Source organism: Pragia fontium (assembly GCF_900638655.1).
GTDB classification, from domain to species: domain Bacteria; phylum Pseudomonadota; class Gammaproteobacteria; order Enterobacterales; family Enterobacteriaceae; genus Pragia; species Pragia fontium.
In genome coordinates, this window is sequence record NZ_LR134531.1 from 3,613,393 (window position 1) to 3,629,914 (window position 16,522).

Sequence of the window (16,522 nt, forward strand, 5' to 3'; positions counted from 1 at the left end):
TCATTACATTCAGTAACCTCACCATTAAAGTAGAAAATAACTGAATTCTTTTATTATCTAAGGATACAGCAATACATCTAATGTTAGAGGTTATATTCCTAAGTAAAGCCCTTTGCAAAGGTAATTTTAGATAACTAGGTAAATCAATATCATTCATCATCATAATTCTCTTTATGACCTTGCTGGAATAACCTAATCTTACGCCCGACCAACGGTGACGATTACTCGTGGACGGGGACGGTTAATGATTGAGACAGATATTTAACACTGACTACTAAAAGTAAAATCCCAGTTTAAAGCTGGCTGGGATAATTATACTGTTAACTAATTATTAAAGACTAGAGTAGAAATTTATTGTGGAGTCAACGATATCTTTTACAATCTCTTTTTTTAAGATTACATCGCTAATATGCGGATCATTTATATCAATCCAATGGTAACCTATATCACCATCACCGCTCAAAGTACTAAGCTTTGCCCCTAAAATTCTAATCATATCTTTGAAAGAAACAGCAAAAACATAACAACAGTCATCTTCTAAATTATATGTAGATGCTTGGTATTGATAAGATGTAACAAAATCATCAGAAACTTCGATTTCCGGATCTACTCGTTCAGGTAACATTGTGCCCAACAGAAAGAAAAACGCCTCTTTCTTTCCCATATTGAAAATATCCTCACTTGTTATAGGTAAGACCAAGGCATTTCCATTAGATAAACAAGATATATCACCACCCAATGTAGCCACTCTAGCACTATCTGGATACATTCGTCCGTCTATACAAAAATGAAATAAACCATTCTTAAAGCTCCCTTGCACCTCACTCCACTGAGGTAAGTATTCAATAAGAATAGCAAAATGATTAGGATCACCAAAAACCATAACTATCTCCATTTCCCTGGCAAACCAAGGATTTTTTTAACATCTGATGGAATATCTTTCTTACTTACGGCTGCGCTTTTATCACCCGTACTACCAGACCAATGCCACGTTCCATCATTAGTATTAGTAAATTGGTGCACATTACCATCACTATCTAAAGCATATCTCTTTTTGCCACTAGCCACTGAATTACCAAATAACTTAATAGAATCTTTAGGCTCAGTTCCTGCATTACGATGATATCCCATCTGCCCTGGAGTATGTTTGGGATTCGATACATAATTTAACCCATTGGAGGCTGGAATTGCTGTTGGAGTTGGCAGCGAACTCCCTTTAGCCGACTGATTCTTACCAATCACTCCCAACGCCGCTAAACCATAGCCACCATTAATAACAGCCTTCAGTCCTATCTCTTCAAGCGCTTCCTTACCGTTTAGTGCTAGCTTCACATAACTCGGCAAAGACTGGTAAATAGCTCTTGCGCTATCTTCGTTCTCTGCTAAAACAAAACGATCGAGTTGAGCTAAATCTTCACTGCTTAAATCAGAAAATATAGGTAAACGATTCAAGCTGTTAGCGATACTATTACCAGCTTGTATCTGTGCGAACTCAGCATTGGCACAAAACGGATCACCTGAACAACTTTCAGCGATAGCTTCTTCTCGATTTTTCTTACTGATTTCTGCATATTTCTCATAAATAGCTAATTTATCTTCGTCATTTACCTCTGCCTTTATCAGTTCCTTATGCATATCCAAGACATTCTTGGAGCTCAGCGAATTATTCTCCACCTCAACCCGAGCAGCATTACCTCCACTGGCGATTGACAGTCCATCACCACCGGCCATACCGCCTGCCGCTGAACCCAACATCGTGACCAGATTGCTAATCAGCGTCTTCTCATCGCCGACCAACTCTGAGGCAGGTTTTCCATAAAACGCTTGCGCCAGCACATCTGAACTCGCGGCAGCAACCAGTCCACCCGCTGCTGCTGCCCCTAGGTTCGCACCCTGTGCTGAAGCCAACGCGCCAGAAACAATGGCATGTAACGCAATACGCGCCGCGTCATTACCTTTGGTCGCATCTTTTACCAGTGCCGCCATATAAGGCGCTGAGCCCGCGGCAAGACCACCGGTGACATTACCGCCCAATACGCCCGCCAGTAATCCGGTTGCCACCGAACCATGGGTCCAAAACTCACTGCCCACGCCGTACTGTTTATCCACCTCTTTATACTTATTTGAGGCGAAACCGAAGCTCCTCACTTCAACAACCCACTAAAACACTTTATCCCAATATTGTTAAAGAGCAGACAACTGTAACAATGCTCAAACTAAAATTTCATTGTTATACAATTTATTACAAACCTGATAATAAACGTAGCCCCTATTCACCATTAAGGAGATTTGATTCCTCACAGATAGTGTAGTAGTGATTAATATTGAGCAAGACCAGTTAATTATTAGACTTGCAATGCAGGTCTAGAGATTAGAAAAAAATAGCTCCCCCACAGAGAACAGAGGAGCTACGGTAATTAAACAATAATTAATTCACCAGAATAATCAAAAGCCATATTTTTTATATAATGTCGAGTATCAGTACTCACTGAATGCCGCAAATATTCATAAAAAGTCTTATTTGTTGATTTTATCATTTCTTGATTTTCATCATAGTGATAAACCAGATCTACGTTATCTGAATCAGTTAATAAAAAAAAGTACTGAGTTTCACTTTCAAATGAAAATATAAATGGTTTCTGTTTAACTAATTCCCATTGTTGCAATGAACATAGATCTTCACAAAAAGAATATTGAAAAAGAATATGTGAGCGAACGCCGTTATTCTGCCTATAGAACATCAAAGGGTCATCCCCAAAAAAACCACCACTACACCGCCCCATACACAGTAAAAAATCATATAATTGTCCTTTCACCTTGATATCATAAAGGCGTTCAATTTTCTTAATTTCATCCACTGAATAGCCTTTTATATAATTAATATCAATTAATAATTCAGGATAAGCTGAATGCAGGTAATTTATCAGTTCTTGATTTATCATGGTCTTTTTCCTGTTGTTCCCTGATACATTTGTATATTGAAGTTTTCTCCCATTTCTTCAGCAAATTTAACACCTGAACCATTACAACCATTACACATACCAGGTTTTATTTTAGAAGTGTTCTCAACAGATATTTTCACATCCACTTTTTGCCCTGAGTAATTATCTTTCATATAGCTAAATAATTTATGCTCCGCATGATTATAGTTAGTTTGTGTTGTGGATGATGGATAATTACGAATACTTTGAGAGTCTTCTAAGATCACTTTATAATTAATACCATTAATATTAACAGACGTAGGCGCATTTCCTTTCCAAGATTTACCACTAACCGCTAATACATACTCTGTTTTGCCATTCACTGCAATAGATCCTGTTGCGATAGAGATATTATCAACCTTATTACCCTTTATATATATACCTAATTTCCCTCGAATTTTAGTAACATTTAAAGCATTATCATCAATTTTAGACAAATCATTAACTTTGTAATTAGGAAGAATATCATTGCCTTTTATTGCATTTTTTCCCTTTCCAACAAGTGTTAAAATCGCCTTAGCCGCTACATACTGAGCCACCTTTGCTTCACTTGTCGGCACACCGCTGGCTACGATTGACGCTGCTTTTTCTAACGTCATGTCCCCTTTTGATATGACCGCTTCCAGCGGCATCCCAAAGAAATTACCCCATGCAACAATCAATCCTTCCGCTGCATTCTGTCCTTCTGGAATTTGGCCTTTAGCATATAGTGAAAATGCGTCGCTTATCTCATCCGGCGAAGCTCCACTTTTAACCATCGTCGCACCGATAGTTACTTGCTCCTGCCCGTTATGCATCATACCCGGTGTGAAAAAACCACCCCAGCCTTGTGCCAGCGAATTATTCTCCACCTCAACCCGAGCCGCATTACCTCCACTGGCGATTGACAGTCCATCACCACCGGCCATACCGCCTGCCGCTGAACCCAACATCGTGACCAGATTGCTAATCAGCGTCTTCTCATCGCCAACCAACTCTGAGGCAGGTTTTCCATAAAACGCTTGCGCCAGCACATCTGAACTCGCGGCAGCAACCAGTCCCCCCACCGCTGCTGCCCCCGGGTTCACGCCCTGTGCTGAAGCTAATGCGCCAGAAACAATGGCATGTAACGCAATACGCGCCGCGTCATTACCTTTGGTCGCATCTTTTACCAGTGCCGCCATATAAGGCGCTGAGCCCGCGGCAAGACCACCGGTGACATTACCGCCCAATACGCCCGCCAGTAATCCGGTTGCCGCCGAACCATGGGTCCAAAACTCACTGCCAACGCCGTACTGTTTATCCACCTCTTTATACTTATTTGAGGCGGCAATCTTATCGTTGATATCATTCTCTGACAGACCGTTCAGCTCGCCGTTAGCCGCCATTTCAGCCCGAATTTGCTCTTTAGCCTCATTCAGCTTACTTTGCTTATAGGCATCCATGGCCTGAGTACCCAGCGCTACCGCCTCTTTCTGAATAGTCAGCTTGTCCTTTATTTTGTCCTTATCAAAGTTATTATCCAACGCCTGATGCGCATTATCCGTATCACGGCTCAGGCCAGCAATATCCTGCTGCTGGTTATCTTGGTCACGGATAATAATATCCCCAGGCGAGATCGCACTATGAGTTGTGCTGCTGTTTTTATCCGACACTTTACCCATTGACGTTGTCGGCATCGCTGGCGTATTGGCGGTATAACTATCGCTATTTTTATCATACTGAGTTCCGGCAGATACGCTCGCGCCATACTGCTTACCCGCCCATTCCGATTGATTCTCAATATCCTTCCAACCTAATGTGCCAGTACTGATACGGTTTTTATCCGCATCGGCTTCAGAGGCAATAACTGCACCGTCCAGCTGAGTATGTTTACCCACATTGATATCAAAACCGCTGGAACCAGCAAAAATACCGCTCTGATCGCGCACTGCATCATAATCATTGGTGATTTTCTCACCGCTGAAGTTAGCACTTCCCTGAGCACCTGGTGCCCCCCAACAAATCGGCGGTACACAAATACTGACATTGACACCGCTGGAGGTCTGCTTACTGTCATATTTTGCGCTGTCTTGCTGGCTGCTAATGGTCAGATCGCGCCCAACGTTAGCGATCACTCGCTCGCCGGACAACTCCGCGCCCTTAAGGGTGGTATCACGGCCGCTGGTGACGCTTAAGGTTTCATCCGCCTGAATCTGACTATTATGATTAGTTAGCGAGCTGCCATTTTCTTTGCCTTTGTACTGGCTGGCACCGATCTCAATAGTAAAGCCATTTTGAGTACCACCAAAACCGGCACCCACACCGATACTCTGTTGATTTCCTGAGTTACTGCTTTCCAGCTTGTCTTTGTCCTGAGCGGCGATCAATGCGATATCCTGACCGGCATTCAGAATCACATTCTTCCCGTGAATATCCACGCCTTTACCGCGAATATCCTCAGTCGCATTAATATTGACTGTTTCCTTCGCTTTCAGGGTACTTCCCTGCTGCTGCTGGCTTTCATATTTCTGCTGCTGTTGAGAACTTCCTGCCGTGGCGCTAACCGTCACCTTCACCGCCGACGGATTCATATTGGACTGTATTGTTTGTGAAGCGATATTCAACGCTGCTTGAGCGCCATAAATAGCGGTCAAGCGTGGATCGCGTCCATCCTCCGCTGACTGGGCCGCCTTCTCAATCGCTTGAGCAGCGGCCACGGCATAACCTGATGTGGAAGCGGTAACACCATACTGCGTTGAGCTGGAACGATTTTCATGCAGTGAGCTGTCTTCACTGACATCCATCAGCACGTTTTTACCGCTCAGATTGATCGATTTACCCGCGCTAACGTCAGCACCATTAAGCACCACATCTTGGCCCGCCTGTAGCGTCACATTGCCACTACCGCTGGTCAGTTGACTGCGAACCGTACTTTGTTGAGTGCTCTCATCAAGTCGGGAGTGATTCTCTTTCCGCCAGCCTGCGGTGCCGCTATAACCATCACCGCCTAATTCACCAACGGTGGTGCGGCTACCGGTTTCATGTTGACGCACGGTATTACTACCGGAACTCACCCGGATATCACCTTGCTTGGCGGTCAGCATCAAATCATTGACGGAGGTCAGCGCACTGCCGGCAACATCAATGCTGCCTTCTTTGCTATTGATATAAATATCCTGACCGGTCAGAACGGAAGGATTTTGAGCAGTAACCTGTTTATCACCTTTACTTTGCGACTTATCCATACCAACAGGTAATACGCTGGAACCGTGATTTGGCCCGCCCCCCATAGCTCGGGTCACTGACCCTAGGGTCGGCGTGGCATCCGTCACGCTCCAACTACTGCTGCTTGATTTACTGGTACTGTTCTGACTATCGGTTGAAGGGGCAATCACCACATCGCGCTTAGCATCAATGATAATTGACTCACCAGCACCTAACCGACTGCCGCTAATCACCACATCACCATGGGTAAGCTTACCGTCAGCTAAACGACTGTCATTGCCAGTGGCATTAAGCTGAATATTGCCGGCCGCATTGACGTTGCTACCGCTTTGATATTCTCCGTGGGTGGTGGTTTCACTCTTGCTGGATGAACGTCCGTAACTTGTCGGAAGCTGAGTCGGGTTAAACCAATCCGCTCCCGTGGCCGCCGCTTCATTTAATACATTTTTGGTTTTCTGTACCCCACCATCGTCGGACTTGCCGATATCACGGAAGTTACGCACGCTATTAATTAGCGGGTCCGAAATGGAAATACCGATACCGCTACTTTTCGATGAGTGAGTAGTTTTTTGATCCACCACATCCCTACCGGGGAGAATGGCAATATCTTGCGCGGTAACATCAATATGCCCCGTCGCACGAGAGGTATCACCCACGGCACGCCCGGCAACAATATCACTGCCGCTGATGGTGGCAGTGTTTCCGGCAGAAATAACCACGTTACCGCCGGAGGTGCCGACCATACTGCGAGCATCGCTTTGATTAACTTGCGCACCGTCAAACGTCGATTTAGTCGACTGGGAACCAATCGTGACGCCTAAACCACCGCCGCTAAACATACCGCTCTTTTTCACTTCTTTCAGGCGATAAGTAGACTGTTCCTCGGTAGCCGCAACGATATTGACGTTATTCCCCGCCGCCAGTGCAACATTCCCTTCACCAGCCACCGATGAACCCTGTACGGTTAAATCATGACCGGCAGACATGGTGATATTATTGCCGCTCAGCACCGATCCCTTTTCATGGGTGCTATAGTCTTGCTCAACAATGCGGGTTGTCTTTTTGGAGAAGGTTTTCTTTTTAACTTTGGTTTCTTTAAAGAAGCGATAATCGCTTTCCGTGGCGCTGCTCAGATCAATATCACGACCTGCATACAGCTTCAGATCGCCTTCCGCCTGAACCTCAGCGGCCTGAGCCTTGATATCACGCCCGGCAACAATTTGTGTATTTTTGCCGCTGCTAATCTCCGTACCTTGCTGGCGAACCGACTCATCAATCTGCTGTTTGCGTTTACCATGAGTTTCCTGATAAACCCGACTTTGGGCGGTCGTCAGATTGACATCTCGCCCGGCAACAAGTGAAGCATTACCTTTCGCGTCCACTTCCGCCGCTTGCGCGTTGATATCACGTCCTGCGGCGATGGTAAGATTATCACCGCTTTGTAGTGTGCTACTGAGTGCACCTTCGATTTGCGTTTTATTCTTACCTTTCTGAATAGACTGGCTTTGCCGAGCCACTTCAATATTGACATCATTCCCTGCGGATAGCGTTAAGTTCCCCTTATCAGAGGTGACTTCTGCTGCATGAATGGTTATGTCTTTACCAGCGGTTAAATTCAATGCCCCCTCAGACTGGATGGAGGCAATATTACCGACTTCAGTCTTTGAAAAACCAATAGTTTGTTGGTTATATAATAACCCTCTTCCACTATAGGTATTGCCTGAGGCTCCCCACTGCTGGGTTTCCGTTCGATTAACGATATTACCATCAACACTTTCTATCTCAACCTGCTGTCCACGGATGGTTGAGCCTATATTGTTAATATCGCCCATAGCCATCATAGATAACGCACCACCCGCTTTTATTTGCCCGGCGTTAACGTTATCGATGGTGCTTTGGCTATCAATAAGCAGCGAGTTATCCGCCAAAATGCTGCTGTTACGGTTAACAAGTCGTCCACCGTCCAGCTCGACATGGCTACCTTTAATCACGCTGCCATCAAGGGATGTGACATCGTTTTTCGCCAGATACAGTTTAGGGGCTAATACCGTCTGTCCGTTCACCGTAACCGGTTCCCACCAAACGATACTTTTATTTAGCTGAGCCACCTGCTGCGGAGTCAGGCCAATGCCAAATGTCAGATTCAGGCCAGCCTGAGCATCCGCTGCATTATCAATCAGGTATTGCATCTGAGCTAAATCAGAACCAACGCCATTGATATAACGGTTACCGGTTTGTTTAATTAACGCATCGCTAATATAGCGAGTATCAAACGCCGCATCGCCAAGGAAACGATAATTGAGGTCAGGGTTTAAGCCTAAACGATCAAGAAAATAGGCCGATCCCAGAAATTTATTTTTATCGGTAAAACGACTATCCGTTTCACGCGGTGCAGACCCCGGCTGACGGCCTAACAGCGCATAGAGATCGTTAAACAGGCCATTATTCAGTCCACCTAAACCATCCAGTTTCGGATTGGTGGTAATTAAATAAGGACTATCCGGATCAGAATTTTGCACAAACAGACCATTTAAACCATCAGGTAGTGCAATATTATTTTGTCCGCTTAGCGTAGGCGCATTCAGCGTATGGTTGATATTGCCTGCATTGGCAACTGCGGTGGTATTGCTGATATCGTTATTAAAACTGGCTTGTAGAGTACCGCCTGCTTGAATGGTTGAGCGATAGAGTTCGGAGTCACCGCTGCGTTCAAAGCGGCGCTCGCCGGTGGCAGTGTATGACACTGAGCTATTATCGAAAAAAATTTGCTCCTCACGCTCTTTGTCGTAATAGTAAACCGAGCCATTCATGTCAATTGACGCTGCGTCTGGCAGCCACTCCCACTCATAAAAAGAATAGCCACGGGAATGGGTATAGCTTTGATACTGAGTTTCCGTACCACTGAACCAAGATTGGTTATTAAGTATGTTACCAGATAAGAAAATATCTCGATTAGCCAGAATATTGCTGGCGTGGTTATCCAATAAACCTGTTGAGATAAATAAATCACGTCCAGAAGCTATTCTGGCAGATTTTCCATTACTCGTTACTCCCACAGTTGAAATAAAAACGGGTAATTCTTTTGTTTCAGAGCCGAGTAACGGCGCCATGTAATAAAAATATCTATCATTAAACCCACCATTCCCATTCGAACCTGGATCAAAATGGTATCGGTATACTCCCACCTCATTTTTATCTAAATCACGCAACGGAATATTAGCTTCTGAAGCACTTAACCATTTATATTCCTTAGTTAAATCGCGATCTGATTGAACTATCGATAATCCATTCTGTTCATTCAATAATCTAGCCGTATTTATCGTAATATCGCCATTAATTGTCTCAATAGTACCCGAACTATTAAGCACTAAACTGTTGGCATGACCCGCAGCATCCTTCTGCATCCACAAACTCTTACCCGCCAGAATATCGCCTTTAATATTACTGATACTGTTGGCGAACAACCGCATATCACCCGCGGCATATAGCAGTGCGCTATTGGTAATGGCATTAGCCGCGCTGAGCTGCAAATCACCACCCGCACCGGTAAAACCATCATGGGTAATTGAATCGCCGCTGGTGAGCTGAATATCACCTGCGGACTGTAAATGGCTGTTGGCAGTCAGGCGAATATCCGCAGCATTCACGCTTAAGGTGCCTTCTCCTGCCGTTATCTTGCCCTGATTGGTAAACAACCCACCACTGGTAACGCTAACCTCTTTACCTTGCAGCGTACCGGCTTGGCTGATGGTGCCAGCACTACTCAGCGCTAGCGCATTACCTGCCGCAATCGTGCCGCCTTGCACAAAATTCTGCTGCAAGTGAATAACCAAGTCAGATAGCGCCAACATTTGCCCTGAATGGCTGAGAGAATCACTGGTTAAGTCCAGACTACCGGCGCTAAACAGCTTGCCGCTGCTCTGGTTGTTAACCTGCTTGGCATTAACCGAAAGCTGGTCGAGGGCTAATACCGTGCCGCTATTGGTTAGCCCTTGTCCGTTAATCTTGACCGTCTGACCTTGCAGTGTGCCCTGTTGGTTAATCTCAGTACCGGTTAATGACAGCGTGCCGTCAGACTTCAGTATGCCTTGTTGATTGATAGCCGTACCCGTCAAGGTCAGGCTATCACCCGCCGTCAATACGCCCTGTAGCTGTGCGTTTTCACTGGCGTTAAGGGACAAACCTGCGTAAGCCTGGATCTGAGCACTGGCTAACGTGGTAAATAATGGGGAATCAATCGACAGTGAGCCATTAGACGAGACTAAACCACCCAGCGTCATACTCGATGCCATCAGCCCAATATGTTTATCACTGAGTAAACGACTGCCTTGTACAGTATTCAGCGCCTGAGCATTAAGTGACATAGCCTGTTGTGCATGTAGCAAACCGGCAATATCCGCACGACCAACCTGTAGACTCAGGCTGCCATCACTAAGTACAGAACCGCTTTGCTCAACCTTCAGCCAGTCATTAGCGGTTAATGTCAGCGTCTGCTGAGAACCGATACTGCCGGAAAGTGAAACTCCGTTGCCAGTTAAGGTGAATAAGCCACCGGATAATAACGCTCCGCTATTATCCACCGTTTCAGCCGTTATAGACTGCGTACCTAGCGACTGAATACGGCCCTGATTATTCACTCCGCTAGCGGTAATAACGTTATTACCATTAGTGGCAATGAGTCCCTGATTATCAAGTTTCCCTGCTGATATCGTGGTGAGGTAACCTGAATTTATTTCACCCAGATTATTGAGCCTCTCATTGGCCCGGATATTCAAGCTCTGCTGAGCAGAAACGTTGGACTTTGCACCAACTTGAATATTATTCGCATCCAATGCCATATCCTGTCCGGCACTAACCTGACCATCGAGCAACAGTTGGGAACCTGTCAGGCTAACGCCGGTGGTTCCCATCAGGCGCGAAGCGCTATCCTGCTGTAGCACCTGACGGCTTTTTGCCGTCACCTGTGCCGCAGATAACTGGCTGTTACTCCACTGCTGGCTATCCGCCTCTAATTGCAGGGTGCCACTCTTGCCCACAATGCCCTGAGCATCAACCCCGGCGGCAACTACGCTATCACTGAGCGTTAATTGCCCCTGGCTATTCAGTGCCACATGTTTACCGGATGAGATAACGCTATTTTTGACTTTGGTCTGGCCTTTACTGCTTAAACGGATATCACCGCTCGCCTTATGGTTACCGGTTAAAGCTAATTCATCAGCACTGGCGGTTATCGCTCCCTGAGCTAATGTGCTACTCAGCGTCAGCTTACCGTTAACATCCAACTGAACATCACCCTGCCGAGCATTCAGATTGCCGAGGTTAACCCCCACGCCTTTATCGCTGGAAACCAGATGAATACGATTGGCATACATGCCGCCCAATGAACCGGTATCTACAGCAATTCTTGGCGTGCTGTCGGTTCCGGCAATCGGCGTCACTGAACCATCATTCCCAACCCGATTACTTCCGGCAATCACGGTCAAATCCTGAGCGTGCAATCCGGCATTAATCTCAGTGGCACGGGAAATAATCGCCACCGAGCTACTTTGGCTGGCATCCAGCCCCTGACCATTGATAGTAATCGAGCCCTGAGTAACGGATAGCGCTTCAAGATTCCCCTGAGCATCCATCACCGGTTTACCAGTGGTTAACGTGACGTTGGGTGTATTAATAAAGCCGCAACCATCGCAGGTAATCCCATAAGGGTTGGCCACCATAACGTTGGCTTGTTTACCCGCCACTTCGGTATAGCCCTGAAGCTGTGAGCGATTTGCTCCTACCACTTCATTGATAATCGCCTGTGCTTCCCGTCCGGCTTTTAGGTTAGGGTTGTTCTGGATGATGCCGCCGAGCTGAGTCTGATTAAGCGCACCGGTCGCGTTATTCAGTATCAGCCCCTCTTTGCCCACGTTAAACTCATGATATTGGTTGTGGGAAATGCCCTGTTGATTTGGCGTAGCGATATTCACCACCGGTACACCGTTAGCGGCCTGCTCAGTTGTCGTATTCCCGCCCGCCACACTGACACCGGCAGCAACAGCAGGCAGTACCGGTTGTACCGCAAGTAGCCCACTGATCAGGTAGCTGAGTAAACGTCTGGAAGTATTAACCGGCAACGATGTCATATTATTGTTCATGATGATTAATCCCTTAGAATATCAATCCGATGCGGTAATACATTGATAGTGAATCAGACTTAAGCCAGTCAGGAGAACTCAATGGTTTTCCCACCGTAAAGCTGCTGTAGTAATGATTATTGTTAGTCGTGAGCCCGATAGCACTTCCCCAGAGCGTACCTGAGGCGTAAGGATCCAGACTGTCGTGATGTAGATAACCGCCGTCGACGGCAGCGATGGTATTAATATTGCCCAGCACAGGCAGAGTGGTCAGATTCCAGCTAATTTCATTACGCAAATAACCACCGCTGTCGCCCGCCAGATACTGTTCTTTAAACCCTCTGACAGAACTCTCACCACCGATAGTCAGGCGTTCAGAGCCATACAGCCGATCCGACGTCCACTGCCCGTACAGACTACTCAACCAAGTGACTTTCTCCGACAGCGGGAAATAGTAACTACCCGACACGTTCCACTTAGAAAACCCCGCCTTCGGCGCACCAAATACTTTACCGCGATCGTCTTCAGCCCCTAACCACGGCACACCATGGCTATAGGTCGGATTCAATGTTGCAAACCCTCCCCATACTTTCTGACTATGGTTCACACCAACGCTCACGCTAGAAAGTTTGCGACTGCTACTTTGTAGCAAAATATCATTTAAATAATTTCGACTAATACGATGGGTAATACCCAGAGAAAGCCCTGACTTAATATCACTGTCCCGATATAACACCCATGAACTATTTAAACGGTGGGTTTGAGTGTTACCGCGAGAACGCCAGTAAAAACCGCGGTTTTCAATACTGCTCAGGTAATCGCTATATGAGTAGTTATAATCCAGCAGACCATAACCATAGGGAATGCTGATACCTGTTTGTATACTTTGGGCATCGTGGCTGTTGGATAAGTCGCTACTTTTCGCACCGGCAACAAACCATTTATCCGCCAACCCCACTAAATTATTACCGGTGATAGAGGCATTTACCTGCCCGGTACCGGTGCTTTTTTGCCCACTATTGTCAAATCCTACGTTTAGCAACAGTGGAAATTCCGGCGTCGCTGTCAGATTAACAATAGAAAGCCCCTGCTCACTACCGGGTAAAATTTCAATTTGTACCGGTACGTTACGCACCCGATTAATCTGCTCCATCCCTTGTTCAATATCGCGCAGATTTAAAATACCGCCGGTTAAATGCGGAAAAGCCATTTTAATTTCAGACGTCACTTTCCCTTCAAGGTAAATCGCCTCGAGCTTGCCTTCTAACACCACAATATTCAGCGTGCCTGACGAGAGATCCTGTTCGGTTAAAAAAGCCCGGCTGGTGATATATCCTCGACTGATATACCAATCGGAGACCTTTTCAACTAACTGTGAAATTTGATTAATGCCGCTACATTGGTTGAGATAGGGTTGTATTAGCTTCTGCTTTGCGCTTTCTGATAATAATGAAGCCCGTTCAATATTAATCTGAGAAAGTGTAAAACAGGGTCCCTGAACCTTCTGAGAAGAGGATTGAGCCTGTTGGCGAATGCGTATATTTCGCTCCAAATCCTCTCGCTGCTGTTGGTTTTGCAACAAAATATCCCGTTGCTGCTGTTGATTATCTTCCCGTTCAGCAGGATTAAGCGGAGCGCAAGATAAATGCGCCGAATAGGCCAATAAACAAACCACTGCAACAAAAGGCAGCGTTCTTTTCATGGTCTCTAATAAACCACAAAAACCGATATTAAAATCGACTGATTTTCCACACAATATTTTTTTCATTACCAATCCATAGGTATTAATAAAACGAAACCATTCAATTCATCAAGGTTTAATAGAAAAATTTAAAATAAAAATTTAAAATTAATAAGCATTATTCTGAAAGTATAGAGGTATTTTATGACATTTATAACCTAGTAAAAATACCTGTTTAAATCAATAATTTTCCTAATACCCCAAAGAGGGTATATTAAATTTAAGTTATTAATATAAAATTAAAAATAAAGAAAAATAAAAAGAAACAACAGGTAGGGACAGTAAACAATCCACTGAAATTATATTTTTAAAATAAACTAATTGGCAATATTATCAGAAGATAGAAACGCTTATTAAGCAACATTAATTGCTGCGTATAAATATAAATACAGAATATCGTTATAAATAATTTTCAGTCATTTAATAAGAATCAACCATGCTTATTTCCCCATTATTAGCAGGGAAATATCTGGAGACGTTAGAGGCTTTTCACGATCGGCAATGATTCTGATCTCTTTGAAGGGAAGATTAAGCACATAACAACTGACGCGAATTATCGGCCATCAGCAAAAACGATTAAGACTAATGGTGGCCGTGGTTGACTATAGAGAAATGGTTTTATAACAGAAGACACAGCATCAGGTCGTTCTGCCAGTATGGCCGGTTTATCTCGCCACACTAACAGAATACCCAATCTCATTAATCGTTATCAGTTCGGGCAGCGATATACCTGACCGCTGACTTTACTGTCTAACGGCACAAAATCCGACAAAAAGCTCGGGCCTTGGCCAGAGACACCGTAGAGTACATTGCCACCCATGGCTGCCGCTTTGTTGCGTAGCTCGTTAGTCGCACTGCTCACTGAATCATATTCACTGTTAGCACCGGATAACCAGTTACTCTGGCTTCCCTCTGCTGAACCCAGTAACTGACACTCGGCACCGGGCTTATCATCAACCAATCTAACCTGCTGACCGGCACCGCTTAATGGATTTGAACTGGAACACCCTGCCAGCAGTAACGTTGCAGCCGCAAGGCCTAAGAACAATTTATTCTGCATGTTTCCCCCACATCATATTGAGAATTCCACTCACGTTAACAAAAATCTGAAAAAAGCTTTAGGTATTCACTGCTACCGTTAATCAACATTATGATTCGCTATTAACTAACAATAGCATCAGCTTACTCCATTATTTTTATCCGCGCCCGCAATACCAAATAAAGCGGGTTCACGCGTTGAGTTATTCACTCACTTTCTTAGCCAGCATGGTGGCAAAACGCAGCTTAATGCGTTTTCCTTCAGCATCGGTTTTATGCAGCTCACCTACATCCTGGTTATATTTGATGATTTCCCAATCTTGATAATAGTGCTTCAGTTCATCGTGATTAAACAGGAAAGAGAACGGCACGCTACAGGGAAAATCCGGCGTCGACATGGCGGAAACAATCAAGTTATAGCCACCGTTGTTAGTCTTATCCTGCATATTACGGATAATGCCCGGAACCCGTTCTTTATCCAGAAACATAAACACCACGGTGGAAAGAATAAAATCGTAGCTCTCTTCAATCGACTGTTGATTGATATTAAATACTTGAGCGGAAAGATGGCTTAACGACTCTGATTGAATCAAGTCCTGAAGCGCGCTGATATTTTGAGTATTTTTATCGCAGGCCGTAACGTCAAAGCCCAATTTATTCAAATAAAGGGCATTACGCCCGGAGCCGCAGCCAAAGTCTAATGCTTTACATGGCTTAATATAGCGCACCGCATTTATCACTTCCGAATGGGTTTTAGTCATGCCATATTTCTTCTGGGTATAGTCTTCCGGCAGACAATAAAATGATAATTGGCACTCTAAATCAGATGAACAGGAAGCGATCTTATGCCACTCCTGTGGCTTAAGAAACGGGGGCTGACATACGGCTGAAAACCGATCGCGCTGAATAACCTCACCATTTTCTTCCAGTAATGCAATATCCAGATTCCCTTTAAAAATCGTGAGCTTAGCCCAGGTTCCGACCTGTGTATTATGCTGCTCCTGAAACATTTTAGGTAACGTTACCGCTTTCCAAAGTGGCATCTGTTTATAGCAAATAAGATTTTCCATATTAGATCTCTTACTTCAAATTGAATCTACGAAAAAACCATGGCCAGGTGGATAACAATCAGCGTATTCACAATTCTACTGTTCAACATGAAATACGGAGGTTAAAACATGCCGAACCAATATATAATAGTTGCACAATAAATCATTCCACTATTCATTAATCAAACACCGATCACAGCTAGATTAAAAATAAGATAAATCAGTCAATTGACATTAGCTGAAACGAGTCAACTAAAAGAGATAAATCTCACCAACAAACGGAATTTCCCCCTAAATAACGTAGCATATTAGCGCTAAAAATCAGGATATTAACTGATGCCGAAACGGCTTATACGGCGTCAACTTCCCCTATGCAATATTGTTCCATTCACCGACAAAAAGAGACTTATC

At 44.8% G+C, this 16,522-nt stretch carries 7 protein-coding genes; all 7 read right to left on the reverse strand.

Annotated features, from left to right (window positions below):
* Nucleotides 1–331 precede the first annotated feature (331 nt).
* A complete protein-coding gene (locus EL341_RS15665) occupies nt 332–883 on the reverse strand; it encodes an immunity 42 family protein (protein WP_074824318.1) in 552 nt (183 codons plus the stop codon).
* A 2-nt stretch (nt 884–885) separates the two neighbouring features.
* Nucleotides 886–2,109, reverse strand: a complete 1,224-nt coding sequence (locus EL341_RS17670) for a VENN motif pre-toxin domain-containing protein (RefSeq protein WP_232036572.1) — start codon at nt 2,107–2,109, stop codon at nt 886–888.
* Between the two features lie 308 nt (nt 2,110–2,417).
* Entirely contained in the window at nt 2,418–2,942 is a 525-nt protein-coding gene (locus EL341_RS15675; RefSeq protein WP_232036573.1) for a hypothetical protein, read from the reverse strand.
* Nucleotides 2,939–12,304, reverse strand: a complete 9,366-nt coding sequence (locus EL341_RS15680) for a hemagglutinin repeat-containing protein (RefSeq protein ID WP_126468143.1) — start codon at nt 12,302–12,304, stop codon at nt 2,939–2,941. Before EL341_RS15680 ends, EL341_RS15675 begins: the two co-directional genes overlap by 4 nt.
* 13 nt (nt 12,305–12,317) lie before the next feature.
* Nucleotides 12,318–13,985: a ShlB/FhaC/HecB family hemolysin secretion/activation protein gene (locus EL341_RS15685; RefSeq protein WP_074824415.1), complete on the reverse strand. Its 1,668-nt coding sequence runs from the start codon at nt 13,983–13,985 to the stop codon at nt 12,318–12,320.
* Between the two features lie 748 nt (nt 13,986–14,733).
* The gene (locus tag EL341_RS15690) at nt 14,734–15,084 is read right to left on the reverse strand and encodes a DUF4156 domain-containing protein (protein ID WP_074824329.1); all 351 of its coding nucleotides are present in this window, start codon (nt 15,082–15,084) and stop codon (nt 14,734–14,736) included.
* A gap of 181 nt (nt 15,085–15,265) precedes the next feature.
* On the reverse strand, nt 15,266–16,132 hold the full coding sequence (gene tehB / locus EL341_RS15695; protein WP_126468144.1) for an SAM-dependent methyltransferase TehB: 867 nt from the start codon (nt 16,130–16,132) through the stop codon (nt 15,266–15,268).
* Nucleotides 16,133–16,522 lie beyond the last annotated feature (390 nt).